The 15,790-nt window shown below is 60.0% G+C and carries 22 protein-coding genes; 6 read left to right on the top strand and 16 right to left on the bottom strand.

Features of this window, described 5'->3' with window-relative positions; translation table 11 throughout:
• Positions 1 to 130: 130 nt before the first annotated feature.
• From SIB73_RS01115 to pheS, 8 genes are all read right to left on the bottom strand, one after another.
• Positions 131 to 376 (bottom strand): hypothetical protein, encoded by a 246-nt coding sequence (locus SIB73_RS01115; protein ID WP_413403611.1) that lies wholly within the window; start codon positions 374 to 376, stop codon positions 131 to 133.
• Between the two features lie 87 nt (positions 377 to 463).
• Entirely contained in the window at positions 464 to 796 is a 333-nt protein-coding gene (locus tag SIB73_RS01110; RefSeq protein ID WP_413403612.1) for a hypothetical protein, read from the bottom strand.
• A 158-nt stretch (positions 797 to 954) separates the two neighbouring features.
• Complete coding sequence (locus tag SIB73_RS01105) at positions 955 to 1,674, bottom strand: rubrerythrin family protein (RefSeq protein WP_413403613.1); 720 nt, start codon at positions 1,672 to 1,674, stop codon at positions 955 to 957.
• Between the two features lie 183 nt (positions 1,675 to 1,857).
• Positions 1,858 to 2,298, bottom strand: a complete 441-nt coding sequence (locus SIB73_RS01100; RefSeq protein ID WP_413403614.1) for a DUF192 domain-containing protein — start codon at positions 2,296 to 2,298, stop codon at positions 1,858 to 1,860.
• Complete coding sequence (locus SIB73_RS01095) at positions 2,298 to 2,996, bottom strand: winged helix-turn-helix domain-containing protein (RefSeq protein ID WP_413403615.1); 699 nt, start codon at positions 2,994 to 2,996, stop codon at positions 2,298 to 2,300. The genes SIB73_RS01100 and SIB73_RS01095 overlap by 1 nt, the downstream gene beginning before the upstream one ends.
• Before the next feature lie 17 nt (positions 2,997 to 3,013).
• A complete protein-coding gene (locus SIB73_RS01090; protein ID WP_413406531.1) occupies positions 3,014 to 3,922 on the bottom strand; it encodes an NAD(+) kinase in 909 nt (302 codons plus the stop codon).
• A 100-nt stretch (positions 3,923 to 4,022) separates the two neighbouring features.
• On the bottom strand, positions 4,023 to 5,666 hold the full coding sequence (locus SIB73_RS01085; RefSeq protein WP_413403616.1) for an ABC1 kinase family protein: 1,644 nt from the start codon (positions 5,664 to 5,666) through the stop codon (positions 4,023 to 4,025).
• A gap of 152 nt (positions 5,667 to 5,818) precedes the next feature.
• On the bottom strand, positions 5,819 to 6,826 hold the full coding sequence (gene pheS / locus SIB73_RS01080) for a phenylalanine--tRNA ligase subunit alpha (RefSeq protein ID WP_413403617.1): 1,008 nt from the start codon (positions 6,824 to 6,826) through the stop codon (positions 5,819 to 5,821).
• Between the two features lie 71 nt (positions 6,827 to 6,897).
• On the opposite strand from pheS, the gene surE reads away from it, so the two are divergent.
• Positions 6,898 to 7,707, top strand: a complete 810-nt coding sequence (surE, locus tag SIB73_RS01075) for a 5'/3'-nucleotidase SurE (protein ID WP_413403618.1) — start codon at positions 6,898 to 6,900, stop codon at positions 7,705 to 7,707.
• Here the strand turns inward: surE and SIB73_RS01070 are convergent.
• A complete protein-coding gene (locus SIB73_RS01070; RefSeq protein WP_413403619.1) occupies positions 7,692 to 8,252 on the bottom strand; it encodes a DUF3611 family protein in 561 nt (186 codons plus the stop codon). The genes surE and SIB73_RS01070 overlap by 16 nt on opposite strands.
• Positions 8,253 to 8,311: 59 nt before the next feature.
• Between SIB73_RS01070 and SIB73_RS01065 the strand changes: the two genes are divergently transcribed.
• On the top strand, positions 8,312 to 9,238 hold the full coding sequence (locus tag SIB73_RS01065) for a bifunctional riboflavin kinase/FAD synthetase (RefSeq protein WP_413406533.1): 927 nt from the start codon (positions 8,312 to 8,314) through the stop codon (positions 9,236 to 9,238).
• Here SIB73_RS01065 and SIB73_RS01060 read toward each other — a convergent pair.
• Positions 9,220 to 9,375, bottom strand: a complete 156-nt coding sequence (locus SIB73_RS01060) for a hypothetical protein (protein WP_413406581.1) — start codon at positions 9,373 to 9,375, stop codon at positions 9,220 to 9,222. The genes SIB73_RS01065 and SIB73_RS01060 overlap by 19 nt on opposite strands.
• On the opposite strand from SIB73_RS01060, the gene SIB73_RS01055 reads away from it, so the two are divergent.
• From SIB73_RS01055 to SIB73_RS01040, 4 genes are all read left to right on the top strand, one after another.
• Entirely contained in the window at positions 9,374 to 10,435 is a 1,062-nt protein-coding gene (locus tag SIB73_RS01055) for a thiamine phosphate synthase (RefSeq protein WP_413403620.1), read from the top strand. The two genes, SIB73_RS01060 and SIB73_RS01055, sit on opposite strands and share 2 nt — an antisense overlap.
• A gap of 67 nt (positions 10,436 to 10,502) precedes the next feature.
• Positions 10,503 to 10,709 (top strand): sulfur carrier protein ThiS, encoded by a 207-nt coding sequence (thiS, locus tag SIB73_RS01050; RefSeq protein ID WP_413406535.1) that lies wholly within the window; start codon positions 10,503 to 10,505, stop codon positions 10,707 to 10,709.
• A 25-nt stretch (positions 10,710 to 10,734) separates the two neighbouring features.
• Entirely contained in the window at positions 10,735 to 11,697 is a 963-nt protein-coding gene (locus SIB73_RS01045) for a DUF1517 domain-containing protein (protein WP_413403621.1), read from the top strand.
• A gap of 119 nt (positions 11,698 to 11,816) precedes the next feature.
• On the top strand, positions 11,817 to 11,996 hold the full coding sequence (locus tag SIB73_RS01040) for a hypothetical protein (protein ID WP_413403622.1): 180 nt from the start codon (positions 11,817 to 11,819) through the stop codon (positions 11,994 to 11,996).
• On the opposite strand, the gene larB is transcribed toward SIB73_RS01040, so the two are convergent.
• From larB to era, 6 genes are read right to left on the bottom strand one after another with little or no spacing between them, the layout of a single operon-like run.
• Positions 11,987 to 12,652 (bottom strand): nickel pincer cofactor biosynthesis protein LarB, encoded by a 666-nt coding sequence (gene larB, locus SIB73_RS01035; protein ID WP_413403623.1) that lies wholly within the window; start codon positions 12,650 to 12,652, stop codon positions 11,987 to 11,989. The two genes, SIB73_RS01040 and larB, sit on opposite strands and share 10 nt — an antisense overlap.
• Complete coding sequence (locus tag SIB73_RS01030) at positions 12,649 to 13,095, bottom strand: TIGR03792 family protein (protein WP_413403624.1); 447 nt, start codon at positions 13,093 to 13,095, stop codon at positions 12,649 to 12,651. Before SIB73_RS01030 ends, larB begins: the two co-directional genes overlap by 4 nt.
• Positions 13,092 to 13,577 carry a 2-C-methyl-D-erythritol 2,4-cyclodiphosphate synthase gene (ispF, locus tag SIB73_RS01025; protein ID WP_413403625.1) on the bottom strand — a complete coding sequence of 162 codons (486 nt, stop codon included), beginning with the start codon at positions 13,575 to 13,577 and terminating at the stop codon, positions 13,092 to 13,094. Before ispF ends, SIB73_RS01030 begins: the two co-directional genes overlap by 4 nt.
• Before the next feature lie 12 nt (positions 13,578 to 13,589).
• Positions 13,590 to 14,318 (bottom strand): tRNA (guanosine(37)-N1)-methyltransferase TrmD, encoded by a 729-nt coding sequence (gene trmD, locus SIB73_RS01020; RefSeq protein ID WP_413403626.1) that lies wholly within the window; start codon positions 14,316 to 14,318, stop codon positions 13,590 to 13,592.
• A gap of 3 nt (positions 14,319 to 14,321) precedes the next feature.
• Positions 14,322 to 14,834 (bottom strand): phycobiliprotein lyase, encoded by a 513-nt coding sequence (locus SIB73_RS01015; protein WP_413403627.1) that lies wholly within the window; start codon positions 14,832 to 14,834, stop codon positions 14,322 to 14,324.
• Between the two features lie 3 nt (positions 14,835 to 14,837).
• Complete coding sequence (era, locus tag SIB73_RS01010; protein ID WP_413406536.1) at positions 14,838 to 15,782, bottom strand: GTPase Era; 945 nt, start codon at positions 15,780 to 15,782, stop codon at positions 14,838 to 14,840.
• Positions 15,783 to 15,790 lie beyond the last annotated feature (8 nt).

Below are 15,790 nucleotides of genomic sequence, written 5' to 3'. Positions count from 1 at the left end.
TGATCGCTGGATTCGGTCCGCTGCTGGCCGTTGGACTGTTTCTACAGTCCAAGGGATTTTTTGGTTAATCAGAGACCGAAACACCACGCTTCACTGTCAATCAGGATTTACCAATAGCAATTGATGATATTTACCTGATTTCATCACTCTCAGGTTTAAGAATGGTCAGCTTACGCTCGAGTTCAAAATCCTCAAAAAGCGCTGCAGCGTCATAGGCCTGTCCATTACCGATCAGATAACGGATCCTTTCCTGCCACCACTGCTCTACTTCACGGCAATAATGATCATCCGCTTCGTAAAAATAGGATGACATAGGAGATGCCATAGCAGTGACGCTATGGCAGATACAAGCCCGGCCGGCATGCCAATCAGGCATGATTTGTCACAGAAGCAAATATCACATGACGCAATTCTATTTTTAATTGTTATTCATCGAAGTGTCGATCGGCTCGATCAATACGCTTTATCGCGCGTATCGATTAATCAACAGGGTCATATTCGAGCTGTAAAGCCTTGGAAGTTTATTGTCGTGAATAAGACCTTTATCAATCGCTTTCTTATAAGCAGCGGCTTGTCTTCTGTAGCGATCTTCAAGAGCCTGAACTTTTTTGAGGCAATATTTGGTTTTCCGACCTCTTGAGGCCGCTTCAAAATTGATTTCAAGGTCAGAAGCGAGAGAGGCCACTTCTTGAAGCCAGGCTTCTAAGGCCGCATCTCCGCCAAACTCAATGACGTCCTTGAGGCGGAACCACTCTTCATTGGGTTTCGTTTTGATTTGTCCAACGAGCTTCTGCAAATAACAGGAAATCATTTTTTACGTCTCCGATTGATTTCAATATAGCCCTGCCACCCAAAATCCGCACCATCTGATTCAAGAAGTGAAGTGATTGATGCAATTCGATGGGAGCCGAAAGATCGACAATGGCACAACAAACTCCTGTCAACCTGAATTACTCAGCCAGCTCTCAATTGAGCGGGGCAATAAGGAACAAAACTTGCTTTTGTGACTCCACAGATTGGACAACACCAATCATCAGGAATGGCTTCAAAAGGAGTGCCGGGAGCAATGCCTGAATCAGGATCACCGGTGTCAGGATCATAAATCATCGAACATTTTCGACAGATCCATTGATCAGAAGCTGGTTGATCCGATCTACCCCATTCTCCATCGCCGTTCAGTACGGAAAGAGCCACTCCGTAGCACTCAGCATGATGTTTTTCGATCGCAGTCAGCAGTCCAAAATTCCTGGCAGCTGCATGAAAACTGATTGCGTGGTCTTTGGATTCGCCAGCCTGCTCGTTGAATTCATCAGCTGCAGCGTGATCTTCTTCGTTCAACGCATCAGCAGCAAATTCTGGATACATCGTGGTGAATTCATACACCTCTCCTTCGATCGCCAGCTCCAGACATCGAGCGAGCAACATCTGTTTGAAATCTTCACTGAGAGACTCCGGATGATCAAACACCAGCTCTGGATGCAAAAGCCGAAAATGTGCAAACGCATGCTCTGTTTCCTGCGCTGCAGTCTCTCGAAATAAACGGGCAAGGTCTGGATTGCCAAGCTGTTTCGCAACGTCTGCAAAAAACAGATATTTGCGGCTCGCCATGCTCTCACCAGCAAAAGCCGCCTCCAGATTGGTCTGAGTCGACGATTGAATGTTCAGTCCGTTCATCAACACCTCGATGGGGGACCTTTTTGGTCTATTGCGCTGATATCCACCGCTAAAGGGAGGGAAACCGTCATCGAAGGTTCGGCTAAAGGAACAGGTCTTTCAAGATCTCATCAGCAGCAATCAATCAATGCTTCCAAGCTTTGTGATCAGCAGGTTTGATCCACGCAAGTAATTGGAAAACCGTTATTTGCCCTTCAGGGATTCAATCGTCACGGCATCACCCACTCGAACACCCAGGCGCAACGCTTCACCCGAACCGATCTCGATCACACCATCGGCAAAATCAGCGCGACCGTTGCCGTCGGCATCAGCCCAGTAGGACGGACAGGGCAAAGCTGGACAAACAGGCACATCCGAGGCGATATCGAGCACCGTGCCGTCGCGGATGAACACCATGTCCAATGGAGCCAGCGTGTTGTGCATCCAGAAACGCAACGGCCGGGAGGGGCGTGATGGAAACCACATGCCACGGAGCGGCGGCAGAGCAGGGCGTTGCATCAGTCCGAGTCGCTGCTCATCAGGCTGATCAGCCACCTCCAGCTCAATGCAGAGCGAGTCACGCTGCGTCAGGCACCAACGCGCCTCGATCGGCAGGATCTGGGGAGGCAGCGGCGGCTGGTCCATCAGTGAATCCCAGGCCCGGGGATGCCGTCATTGAGGCAATAGCCACGTCCGCGGATCGTGTGGATCAAACGCGATTCCCCATACTCCTCGAGCTTCTGACGCAGATAACGCACATACACCTCGATCACATTGCTGGAGGAACCCTGGTCATCGTTCCAGACATCCCGCAGGATTCGCTCTCGGCTGACGACCCTGCCCCGCTCTTCCAGCAGCAGCACCAACAGCGCATACTCCCGTGCGGTGAGAGCCAGCGAGCGATTCCCGCGACGAACCTGCCGGCAGCCGATGTCGACGCTGAGATCGGCAAGCTGGAGTAGTGGAGGTCTCAGGTCACTGCGCGATTGAATCGACAGATGCAAACGCAGACGCTGCAGCAGATCGCTCGGGGCACTGAAGGGGAACCAGAAATCATCAGCGCCACAAGCCAACACCGACTCCCGGGCGGCAACGCTGTCGTCGTTGACTCCGATCAGCATGGGCAGTGCACCGAAACGGGAACGCAGTTCAAGGACCCGTGCTCCCTGATCGCTGGCCAGGATCACTGCAACAGGAGTCGGTTCAGAGCCTCTCGCCATGCTGCTGTCAGCGCCGCTGCTCCACTCAAGCGGTACGTATCCGGAAGCCCTCAGACGATCCCCGAGTGCCGCGGCCTCCTGGCCCACCAGGAGCACAACAGCATCCTGCGGGCTGCCTGCCATGGAGTCAGGCCCGACGGTCATGATCGATCGGGTTTGGCCACGTGGGGAAGTCCCCAGCCGAGCTTGTTGCGCAGAACCTGGAAAAACTCGTGGTCACTGAGACGCACGAAGCGAACGGGATGGTCGCTGCGGCGAATCAGCACGCGATCTTCAGGCCACACGTAAGAACCTGCACAACCATCCACCACCATCATCAGCCGCTCAGGCGTGGCTGGAAACACGGTGACCGGCTCAGCATCACTGAACACCAGCGCCCTGGAAGCCAGGGAATGGGGGGCGATCGGGGTGAGCTGCAGCACCGGACAGTCGGGCGTGATCACCGGGCCACCGGCACTGAGCGCATAGGCGGTGGAACCCGTTGGAGTGGACAGAATCACCCCATCTGCGGAGATGTCCACCGGAGCATGCCGCCCGATGGCGATCTCGAAATGGCACATGCTGGTGAGCGGTTCCCGGTGCAACGCCATCTCATTCAGTGACAAGGCCTCCCAGCGGCGCTGATCACCGCGCATCACACTCACCACCAGATTGGCCCGCTCCTCAATGGTCCACTGCTCGGTGAGCACCTGCTCCAGAGCCCGATCGAGATCATCGAGGTAAGCCTCGGCAAGAAAGCCCAGATGCCCTGTGTTGATGGTGAGAAGAGGAACTCCCACCGGAGCGGTCTGACGCGCTGCGGAGAGCACCGTGCCATCCCCACCGAGCACGATCGCCAGCACCATGGACTGATCAAAACCCTCCGGGACGCAGGCGTTGTAGCCGAGCATGCGCAAATGCTGATCGGGATTGGCGAAACCCACCATGCCTCCCGAACTGCTGGCGCGGATCACGTCGTGGCCGAACCGCTCGAGACGCGAATGGATCACGCACGCGGTCTCAACCGCCAAAGGCTTGCCGTCATTAACGATCAGTCCAACCCGGGGCACCGATCGCAGCATGCAACAGCCAAGTCATTTTATGAGAAGGATCCCGCTTTGACATGCAGGCTGAGACTTTTTGATCAAGTGTTGATGAACGGCCTGCTGATCAACGTTTGCTGGATCTCAGCAGCGACACGATCAACCAGATGCCGAACAAGGTCGCCACGATGAACAGCGCCTCACTCACCTTGCGCAGCAGCTGCTGTTGAGCAAGGGTGGCCATCAGTGTGGCGCTGAGCAACAGTGCAGCCACAAGAATGGCCAGAGACACGCGCCGCGACAGGCGGTCCAGGGTTCTGCGCAGGGATTCAAGGCCCTCGACCTGCAGAGCGAACGTCAGATCATCACTGCTGAAACGACGCAGCAACTGACTGAGCTGTCTCGGCGAATCGATCGAGAGGTTGCGCAGATCCAGACCGAACTGCATCAGACGCTGCTGCGGCAACATCACCGATCGCGCCAGCAGCTTGGCCACCAGTGGCTGCATCTCACCGGTGAAGCTGAAGGCGGGATTGATCGAACAGCCCACACCCTCCAGATTCGTGACCGACTTCACGAACAGGCCCAGGGTGCCCGGTACACAGAGGCCCGTGCGGTTGGCCAGCTGCAGCAGCTCCGCCAGGAAGAGTGCGAAATTCAACTCCTGCAGCGGCTTGGAAAAACTGCGGGAAATCAGTTGGTCCAGCTGGCGCTGCAGCTGCTGACGATCCACGCGAACACCGCGTGCCGGTGGTGCGATCTGCTCGAGAAGATCAGTGGCACGGGCGGCATCCTGATTGATCAGCGCCAGCACCAGATCCAGCAAGTTGCTGCGGGTGCGTGGGTCGAACTGGCCGACCATGCCGGCATCCAGCAGGATCACGGTGCCATCGGCCTGAACCTTGAGATTGCCGGGATGGGGATCGGCATGAAAAAACCCCTCAACGAAGTACTGCTCGACAAAGGCACCCAGCAAGGCGCTGGTGGTGGTGGCGATACCGGGTCCAGCCTCCAGAAATTGCCGTGCGGCTCCCGTGAGAATCGGCTCGCCGTCAACCCACTCCAGCACCAGCACGCGCTGGCCCGAAAGAACTTCCTCCACCTGCGGAAGCCTCAGCTTTCCGTTGGGCACAAAGCCGGAGGCCGCCAGACACCGCTGAAGCCGCATTGTGTTCTCAGCTTCAATCCGGAAATCCAGCTCGCGGCCGAGAGCTTCCAGCACCTGGTCAGCGAGCCCAACAAAGTCGTACTGGCTCCCAAGCGAACTCGCCGAGGCCAGTGCGGCGATCTTGCGCAGAAGGCGACCATCCTCCTTCACCTGTGCCTCGATGCCAGGCCGCAGCACTTTCACCGCCACCTTCTGCCCGTTCTTGAGATGGGCGCGATACACCTGGCCGACACTGCCAGCCGCAATGGGAGCTTCCTCAAAGCTGCCGAAAGCGGTGGCCACATCGCAACCGAGCTCCTGCGCCATCTGATCACTCACCTCTGGCCAGGCGGCGGGAGGAACGTTGGCCTGAAGCTGACTGAGCGCCTCGATGTAGTCATCCGAGAGCAGGTCGGGACGAGTGCTCAGCAACTGACCCAACTTCACATAAACAGGTCCGAGCTCAGTGAGCAGATTGCACAGCACCGATGGCAAGGGCAGACGCGTCTCGGCAGCGTGACCACGACGCAGCAACTGCGACAGGAACGACCACTCATGGCGGCTGACGATCCGCACGATCTCCAGCGCCCGCGTGGAACCATCGAACACAGAAAGCACGGACATGCCTCAAGCCGACCCAGAACGTTTCCTGCATCTTGAGCCGTGTACGGGCGCAAGTCAGCGCTCAGCCATCAATCCGGAATTATCGGGGTCAGCGACCACAGATTGATTGCCTCGACGCGCGTCGGAGGCTTGGCCTTGAACCTGCCTGCGTTTCAGAACTGCTCCAGGAAGCGCAGATCGCTGGTGTAAAGACGACGAATGTCGTCGATGCCGTGGCGAACCATGCAGAACCGCTCCACACCCACGCCCGCGGCGAAACCGCTGTAGCGCTCAGGATCAAGGCCAAGCCCCTCCAGCACGGCGGGATCGACCATGCCGCAGCCCATCACCTCGAGCCAACGGCCACGCCACTGCACATCGACTTCGGCAGACGGCTCAGTGAACGGGAAATAACTGGCGCGGAAGCGGACGGGAAGATCCCCGAAAAACGCCTTGAGGAAGGCCATCACCGTGCCGCGCAGATGGCTGAAGTCGAGGCCTTCATCGATGGCCAGCACCTCCACCTGATGGAACACCGGTGAATGGGTGGCATCCACAGCATCACGGCGATAGACGCGGCCTGGCGCCACGATCCTCACCGGTGGCGCATGAGACTCGAGATGGCGGATCTGCACCGGTGATGTGTGGGTGCGCAGCAGCAGGTTGTCCTTTAAATAAAACGTGTCCTGCATGTCCCGTGCGGGATGGTCCGGAGGAATGTTCAGGGCGGTGAAGTTGTGGTGGTCGGTTTCCACCTCGGGCCCCTCCACCACCCGATAACCAAGACCGCAAAAGAGATCCACAATCTCCTCTGTGGTGGTGATCAGAGGGTGGCGATGACCCATGGGCACCCCCTGTGCTGGGGCTGTCACATCAAGGGTCTCAGCGGCGATCCGGGCTTCCATCGCCACCTGCTTCACGGCCTGCAGGCGGTCGCTTAACAGAGTCTGAACCTGGGATTTGAGCACATTGGCGCGCTGACCCACGAGGGGCCGTTCGTCGCCGGGCAACTTGCCCATGGCTCCGAGAACGCCTGAAAGCCGGCCTTTCTTGCCGAGCAATCCGATCCTCAGCTGCTCCAGTGCCTCAGCATCGGCAGCGGAGGAGATCGCCTCAGCAGCCTCGGCTTCCAGCGCATCCAGCTGGTCGGTGAGCTGCTGCAGTGACACGGTGGCGCTCACGGCTTTGACATGACGGCAGCTGACTGTAAGCAGTGAACACGACTAGGTTCGCCCCACCGGTACGCAACCCCATGGCCCCGCTGCGGATTCTGATCAGCAATGACGACGGCATTTTTGCCGATGGCATCAAGGCCCTGGCCCTGGCCGCCGCCGCCAGAGGCCATCAGGTGGCTGTGGTCTGCCCCGACAAGGAACGTTCGGCAACCGGCCATGGCCTCACCCTTCAGCATCCGATCAGAGCGGAGCGGGCTGACCAGTTGTTCGGCGAGGGCATCACGGCCTGGGCTTGCAGTGGGACCCCAGCCGATTGCGTGAAGCTGGCCATCTGTGAACTGCTGGAGACCCCGCCGGACCTGGTGCTGTCCGGCATCAACCATGGACCGAATCTCGGCACCGACGTGTTCTGCTCGGGCACGGTGGCCGCTGCGATGGAGGGAACCCTGGAATGCCGTCCGGCCATGGCCGTGAGCAGTGCCTGCTTCAAATGGCGGGAGTTCGAAGGTGCCGCTGTCATCGCCATGGACACGGCTGAATCAGCGCTGAGGGAGGGATGGCCCGACAACCTTTTGCTGAACCTGAACTTGCCCCCCTGCAAGCCTGAAGCCATGGGACCGATGCGCTGGACCCGGCTGTCGATTCGTCGCTACAGGGAACAGTTCAGTCCGCGAATCGATCCGCAGGGCCGGTCGTACTACTGGCTTGCTGGAAAGGTGGTCGAAGATCTGGAGTCCGGTGGGGATGGTCCGCGCGACTGGCCCACGGACGTGGCTCAGATCGGAACCAATTCTCCCTCTCTCACACCGATTGAACCTGAACTGTTCTGGCGTGGATCACTGGGTGGCCTGCCAAAGGTTGAACTTGCCGGTCAGCGGGTGCGGTAGATCCGCTGCAGCATCCAGAGCGAAAACAGCAGACCGATCAGGTGTGCGAACAGCACTTGTGTGTTGCTCAGCACCGAAAGCATTTCAAGCGAGGTGATCGCCAGATTTTCCGCTGCTCCGGAACCACCGATCGCAATTCCGGGAGTCTGCGAAGACGCCTGTACAAACAGGGCACCAGCCAGTGACTGATACCCAACCGAAGCGAAGACCAAACCCAGCAGGTCAGCAAAAATTCCGCGTTTCAGCAGACGGCTGGCCTCACCACGACTGGGGCGGGCTCCACTGTCGAGTGCACGGCCGAGACGCACGATCAGCCAGCCCTGCCAGAGACTGAACAACAGCACGAAAAACGAGAGTGTGGTCAGCGAAAGACCGGGACTCAGACCGACGGCCCGATCCGCGTTGCGGGACAGGCTGCCTCCGATGTTGTTGAACATCAGCACACCCACCACCACCACGCCGAGGGCGGTCTGAATCCAGAAGCGAATCCAGGCGGTGCGCCGCAGGCCAAGGGCCAGCAACTGGAAGTCGAGCCGGTCAGCCATGCGGGCGTGGAGGTCTGTCGTCCAAACTTGCCATCAACCACTGCACCGTGCACGGCCCGTTGATTCCTCTTTGCTCCCCCGAAGAGGCCCGCATGCCCACCGCCCTGGCGCTGGGCAGCTTCGATGGGCTGCATGCCGGCCATCGGCGGGTCATCGAGGCCATCTGCCGCAATCCGGCAGGCGGAATCCCCACGGTGGTGAGTTTCTGGCCGCATCCACGCGAAGTTCTGCACGGCGAACCAAGGCTGCGCCTGGATTTACCTGAGGAAAAGCTGCATCTGCTCGAACCGCTGGGCATCCATCAACTGGTGCTGGTGCCCTTCGATCGCCAACTGGCCCGGCTCAGTGCCGCGGAATTCGTCGATCAGATCCTGCTCGGCACCCTGCAGGCCCGTCACATCGCCATCGGCGCCAATTTCCGCTTCGGGCGTGGTCGCGAGGGTGGCGCCGACACGCTGCGCAGCCTTGCTGAGGCGGCCGGCGTGACCGTCAGCGTTCTGCCGATCCTGGAAGACCCCGTTGGCCGCATGAGCAGCAGCCGCATCCGTGAAGCCCTCACAGCCGGTGACCTCACCACCGCCAGCGAACTTCTGCAAAGGCCCTATCGCTTCCAGGGTGAGGTCGTGCAGGGCCGCGGCCTCGGACGACAACTGGGGTGGCCGACCGCCAACCTGCAGGTGGACGGCAGAAAGTTCCTGCCCGGCCTGGGGGTGTATGCGGCCCGGGCCTGGGTCGAGAACGAGTCTCAGGCGCTGCCTGCCGTGATGAACCTCGGCCCTCAACCGACCGTGGATCCGGGGTCACCTTCTGCTGTGGAGGTGCATCTGCTTGATACCCGCCGCGAGCTGGTGGGGCGGATCCTGCAGGTCGAACCGGTGGAACGCCTGCGCGGTCAACAGCGTTTTTCAGGTCTGGAAGAACTCAGTGCCCAGATCAGTTGCGATGCCCAGCAGGCGAGGGAGCGGCTTCAGGACAACGCCGGATAGGCGTTGGTGAGCCCCCAGACGATGAAAAAGCCGATTCCACCGAGAAGCACGACGCCCCACACCAGAACATGCATCGTGCTTTCTGACCCACCGTTCTCCATCGCAGCACCAACATGAGATCCTGCCCACAGTGCCATGGAATGGATGCCCATTGACCCTTGCACTGACGAGCGTGTCGCCAGGCTGATCGATGCCAATCTCGACCGGGCCCGGGAAGGGTTGCGGGTGATCGAGGACTGGTGTCGCTTCGGCCTGGACCGGCAGGACCTGGTGATTCCGCTGAAGGACTGGCGACAGCAACTCGGGAAGCGGCATGACGACCGTTACCGACAGGCACGGTCCACCGCCACCGATACCGCTGCCGGACTCAGCCATCCCGCCCAGCAGATCCGAACTGACTCCACGCTGGTGCTGAAAGCCAATGCCAGCAGGGTGCAGGAGGCCTTGCGGGTGATCGAAGAATTCGCGCGAATCGGTGACGCCGAACTGGCCGAGACAGCTGCCAGCGTCCGCTATGCCCTCTATGACCATGAGGTGCGCATCCTGGAGGCCTGCGGGGAGAACCGGAGACGTCAACGTCTCAACAGTTCCAGGCTTTGCCTGATCACCGATCCCGGCGACAGCGACAGCAGCAGTGCGATGGTGAAACGGGTCGAACTGGCTCTGATCGCCGGAGTCTCACTGGTGCAGTACCGACGCAAGAATGGAGGCGATTCTCTGCGACTGCAGGAAGCACGTCAGCTTGCCGAGCTGTGTCAGGCCCATCAGGCCTTGCTGGTGATCAATGACAGGATCGATCTGGCCTTACTCGTGGATGCCGACGGAGTGCATCTCGGCCAGGACGACCTTCCACATACGGAAGCACGTCGGTTGATGGGCCCGAACAAACTGATCGGTCGCAGCACTCACCGGCTCGATCAACTTGACCAGGCGCAGCGAGACGGTGCCGATTATCTGGGTGTGGGAGCGGTGTATGCCACCGCCACCAAAGCGGATCGCACGGCGGCAGGGCTTGACTGGGTGAAGCAAGCCAGCGGTTCAGCCACGATTCCCTGGTTTGCCATCGGCGGCATCAAGAGCCACAACATCGCGGAGGTGCTGGAAGCCGGCGCAACCCGTGTCGCTGTGGTGAGCGCAATCATGGGAGCCAACGATCCGGCTGCCGCCGCTCGCCAGCTGCTGAGCCAGCTCTGCTGAGCATCAACATCGGGCAGGGTTCATCCAGAGTCGCGATCTGGTTTCATTCATCCATATGGTTCAGCCCATGCAGCTCACGGTGAACGGCGAACAGCGCAACCTGGAGGCAGGCCTCACGCAACTGGATCAGGTGGTGGAAGCACTCGGCCATCACCCCAAGCTGGTTGTGGTGGAGTTCAACGGCCTGATCCTCACCCCCGACCTTTGGGCGGAGCAGCAGGTCAACGACGGTGACAGCCTCGAGATCGTCACCATCGTTGGCGGGGGTTCCTAGGATCATTTGAGTTTCCAACGCCGTTTTGGCCCAATTGCCGAATCGTTCCGCCTTCGTTCCGCTGCGTCGCTGGCTTTCCGGCCTGATGGTGCCGGTGCTGATGATCGGACTGCTGGTGTTTCATCCCCTGCCGAGTGATGCGGCACGTGGAGGTCGCATCGGCGGCGGCAGTTTCCGGGCACCCACCATGCCTCGCAGCGGTGGTTATCGCGGCGGCGGCATGGGCGGGGGATACAACCGGGGCTACGGCGGCGGCATCGGATTTCCGTTCATCCTTCCGTTCTTCGGATTCGGCGGCGGCGGCCTGCTGGGCTTCATGGTTTTGATGGCATTTGTCGGAGTGCTGGTGAATGCCTTCCGGGGCGCTGGGGCAGGGGCTGGTCGGCCGGCCATGGGCGGCTATGAGCGTCCTCGTGAAATGGCGATGGGACCGGTGTCTCTTCTGCAGCTGCAGATCGGTCTGCTCGCCAGCGCCAAGGATCTGCAGAACGACCTGCGTCAACTTGCCAGCAGCGCCGACACCAGCAATTCCACCGGTCTCCAGCGTGTTCTGCAGGACACAACCCTCGCCCTTCTGCGTCAACCGGATCTCTGGGTCTACGCCAACGTTGAGTCAGGAAGCGTGCCGTTCAACGCAGCTGAATCAACCTTCAACAGACTCTCGATGACGGAGCGCAGCAAGCTGCGCGAGGAACTCACCACGAATGTGGGGGGTGTGCGCTCCAGCGGTGGTGAACTCAGTTCCCGTGGAGATGCCGATGCGACCAGCGAATTCATCGTTGTCACGGTGCTGGTTGCCAGCAGCAGAACAGTCAATCTCAAGCAGGCGGAAAACGGCGAACAGCTGCGCGAGTCATTGCGCATCCTGGGTTCGACAGCCTCCAGCGATCTGATGGCACTCGAGGTGATCTGGCAGCCGGATGGTGTCGGCGATGTGCTCAGCGCCGATGAACTGGTGACCGCTTACCCGAATCTTCGCCATCTCTGATCAGAGCAGTCGGCAAAGGGATAGCTCGGCGACGCAGATGATCACAATCCGGAACCTGAATCGTCCCCACTTGTCCTGGGCACAACCTTCGCGCAAGGTGCACATGTCGCTCCTTCACGATGCGCGCGCGTTCACCTCAATGGGTTAACTCCACCGTTCTGGTTGAGGCGCTGCAACGCTACGAACAAAACCTGTTGCCGCGATCGATGCGGCTGTGGGTTGAGGCTATGCTGGACATTGATCCCGATGCCCCGATGCAACCACTGTTGCCCGGGCAGCCCCACTCCTCTCAGGTCTGAGGCGAAGCTCCTCTGAGGATGCGCAAGGCCGCCATGGCAGCGCCGTAGCCGTTATCGATATTCACGACACTCAGGCCTGGAGCACAGCTGGCGAGCATGCCATCGAGAGCCGCCCGACCACCGGCACTGACCCCATAGCCCACCGACACCGGGACGCCGATCACCGGCTGAGGCACCAGACCGGTGATCACCGTCGGCAGCGCTCCCTCCATGCCTGCACAGGCAATCAGAACCCGCATCGATCGGAGCTCTGGCAGAACATCCAGCAGGCGATGCAAACCGGCAACCCCCACATCGAGGAACGAGGCGGTGGCAACTCCATGCACCCTCAGTGCCAGAGAGGCCTCTTCAGCGACACGGCGATCACTGGTGCCACCACTCAAAACCGCCACCGCTGCAGCTTCTGCAGCGGCTGGAATCTCGCCCAGGGTGAGACAGGCCGCATGCTCATGCACCTGAACAGCAGGGCAGAGATCCCGCACAGCCGCTGTCTTGATTGCATCCACTCTGGTCACCAGAGCAAGTTCGCCGGCCGACTGCATGCTGCGCAGGATGGCCACAATTTGATCAGCACTCTTGTGCTCACCCCAAATCGCTTCAACCATGCCAAGCCGATGGCGGCGCGTTAAATCCAGGCGTGCCTCCCGGAGCGTCACGGCGGCAGCAACTCTCCTTCAAACACCAACGGGAAGGGATTGCCTTTCGTCTGCCCAGTGGATTCACGGGCCAGTTGCTCGAAACGCTCCTGAACCGCCTCTACCTCATGTTCTGGAATGGCTTTCCAGGCATCGCGGCTGCTCCAGCGGATCAACAGGGTGCCTTCCTCAGTCTCTGGATCCCAGAGCAGATCACGACCGATGAATCCTTCCTGCCGGGCCAGCCAAGGTTCCCAGCTGCCGCTTTCGGCTTCCAACCAGGCCTTGCGTCCTTCACTGGGTACCTGAATGCGCAGGTGCTCGATGATGGCGACGTCGTAGCCACCATCAGGATCCGGGAAGGCCGCCAGACTGATATCGGGATGGCCGGAAAGCAGAATCAGCACCGCCAGACAAGTGGCGACCACATTAAGGAGATTTCCGCATCGATGCTGCTGGCTCATGGTCTGGTCAGCAATGCAACGGCATGGCACGACATGCCCTCTTCCCGCCCCTCGGGTCCAAGCCGCTCGTTGGTGGTCGCCTTCACCCCCACCTGATCAGGATCAAGACCCATGCGCAGGGCGATCGCCCCACGCATGGCCTCAATATGCGGCTTGAGCTTGGGGCGTTCAGCGATCACAACGGAATCCACATTCACAATCTGCCAGCCGCGTTCCTTCACCAGCGCCACAACCTGCTCCAGCAGCTCCAAGCTGTCTGCACCCTTCCAACGTGGATCGGTGGGAGGGAAATACTTGCCGATATCGCCGAGCGACAACGCACCGAGCAATGCATCCATCACTGCATGGACGAGGACGTCGGCATCGCTGTGACCATCGAGCCCCAGACCATCCGGATGCTCCAGAAGCTGACCACCCAGGATCAACGGGCGCCCCTCGACCAAACGGTGGGTGTCGTATCCGTTGCCGATGCGGAGGTTCATGCGTGCTGGCGGTCAGTTCATGCCGTCATCGTCATTCTCAACGTTGGAGCGCCGGTTCCAGCGATCCAGCAGATCCGGGCGACGATTCGCTGTGCGCTGTTCACGTTGCTGCTGACGCCAACGGGCAATGGCGGCGTGGTCTCCACTGCGCAGCACATCAGGCACGCTCATCCCCCTGAAGTCGGCCGGGCGCGTGTAATGCGGGTGTTCCAGCAGCAGGTCGCTGTGGCTTTCATCCACCAGTGACGCCGCTGTTCCCACGGTTCCAGGCAACAGACGCACAACGCCGTTGATGATCGTCATGGCCGGCAGCTCCCCGCCCGTAAGGACGAAATCGCCAAGCGACACCTCCTCATCCGCCAGGGAACGAATGCGTTCATCAAAACCCTCGTAGTGACCGCAGAGCAGCACCAGCTGGTCGTGGCTCTCCGCCCAGCGCTGCAGATCAGCCTGGATCAAAGGCCGACCCTGCGGCGTCATCAGCAGCACCCTGCGCTGAGAGCAGACAGGAATTGACTCGAAGGCAGCGAAAACGGGCTCCGGCTTGAGCACCATGCCGGCACCGCCGCCATAGGGTTCATCGTCAACCTTGCGGTAGCGGTCCGTGGCGTGATCTCGAGGATTATGCAGATGCAGCTCTGCCCGCCCGGCAGCAAAGGCTCTGCCGATCACCCCAAGCTCACCGAGCAGCGTAAACGCCTGAGGCGCCAGGCTGATCACATCCAGGCGATAGGCCGCCACGATTCAGCTCTGAGGGGATGACACGCGCCGGATCTCTGAGCAGAAGCGCGCCTGAAGTGGGGTCCCGTCCATCGCGATGGCTGTGGTGCTGCGCAGACGCAGATTGGGCTTGATGAACCAGATCCGCTCCAGCACCGTGGCCGCCGAGTCAACGTCGTTGAGTTCGAGCTCGAGGCTGGAATCTGCACGCAGTTGCCAGCGGCCGCTGCGCTCTCTTTCGTCGGCGGCAACAACAAGATCCCCATCGCCGCGGAAACGCAGCTTGCTTGCTGCTCCATCAGCAGGCTGAACCGACAGGACGGTGTCATCAGCCTGACCATCGAGGCTCACGGTCACCTCACCACGATCGCTTGAATGCCAGTCATCCTCAGGGCCATTGAGGTCAAAACGGCTGCGCAGGCTCATCCACGACCCCACACACAGCGTGAGGAATGCATGCAGATCAGCTGGTGGGAAAGCGGTCTCATCCATCAGCCCATCTTCGCAGGGCAGGGCTCTGCTCCACAGGATGGCCACGCATCAGAGGCGCTCCTCGGCGTAGCCAAGCTCCGCCAGCCGCTGGGGCTTGCTGCGCCAGTCCGCCACCACCTTCACGAACAGCTCCAGATACACAGGCCCGTCGATCAGGTTCTGCATCTGCAGGCGTGCGCCCTGGCCGATGGTCCGGAGCATGGCGCCGCCCTTTCCGATCAGAATGCCCTTCTGGCTCTTGCGCTCCACCAGCACGGTGGCCAGAACGGCGGTCCGCGCCTTGCTTTTCCCGCGCGCCGGCATGTCTTCAACCCGGTCGATACTCACCGCCACGCTGTGGGGAATCTCTTCACGGGTGTGCATCAGCACCTGCTCACGGATCAACTCAGCCATGAGCAGCTTTTCGGGCTGATCACTCACCATCTCAGGGGGATAGAGCTGCGGGCCCTCCGGCATCAGAGCACTCACGGCGGCCACGAGTTCCGGGCAGCCACCACCGTTCAGAGCTGAACAATGGTGGACTGGCCAGTTTGTCTCCTCAAGCAGATCGCGATAAGCAGCATCAGCCTCAGGCTTGCGATCCAGGGGAACTCGGTCCCACTTGTTCAGCACCACCTGCACAGGCAGTCGCTGCTGACGCAGAAGATTGACGATGAAAGCATCACCACGGCCTGGGGGTTCGCAGCCCTCCAGCAGGAGCAACACCTGATCCACTTCCCCGATGGCAGCTCGCGCGCTCTGAACCAGGCGCTCTCCAAGCAGATGATGCGGCTTGTGGATCCCTGGAGTATCGACAAGGATCAGCTGAGACTCGGGCGTGGTGAGAATCGCTCTCAGCCTGTTGCGGGTGGTCTGTGCCACTGGTGACGTGATCGCCACCTTGTTGCCCACCAGTTGATTCACCAGCGTCGACTTACCCACATTGGGGCGTCCGATCAGGGCGACAAAACCCGAGCGGTAGCTGTCCGACAGCAATGTTGAGGCTGCATCCATCTCTTCAG

The organism is Synechococcus sp. MIT S9509, from assembly GCF_047303035.1.
GTDB lineage: Bacteria > Cyanobacteriota > Cyanobacteriia > PCC-6307 > Cyanobiaceae > Synechococcus_C.
Note: the sequence above shows the minus strand (reverse complement) of the source record. Positions and strands in the feature narration are given on the sequence as shown.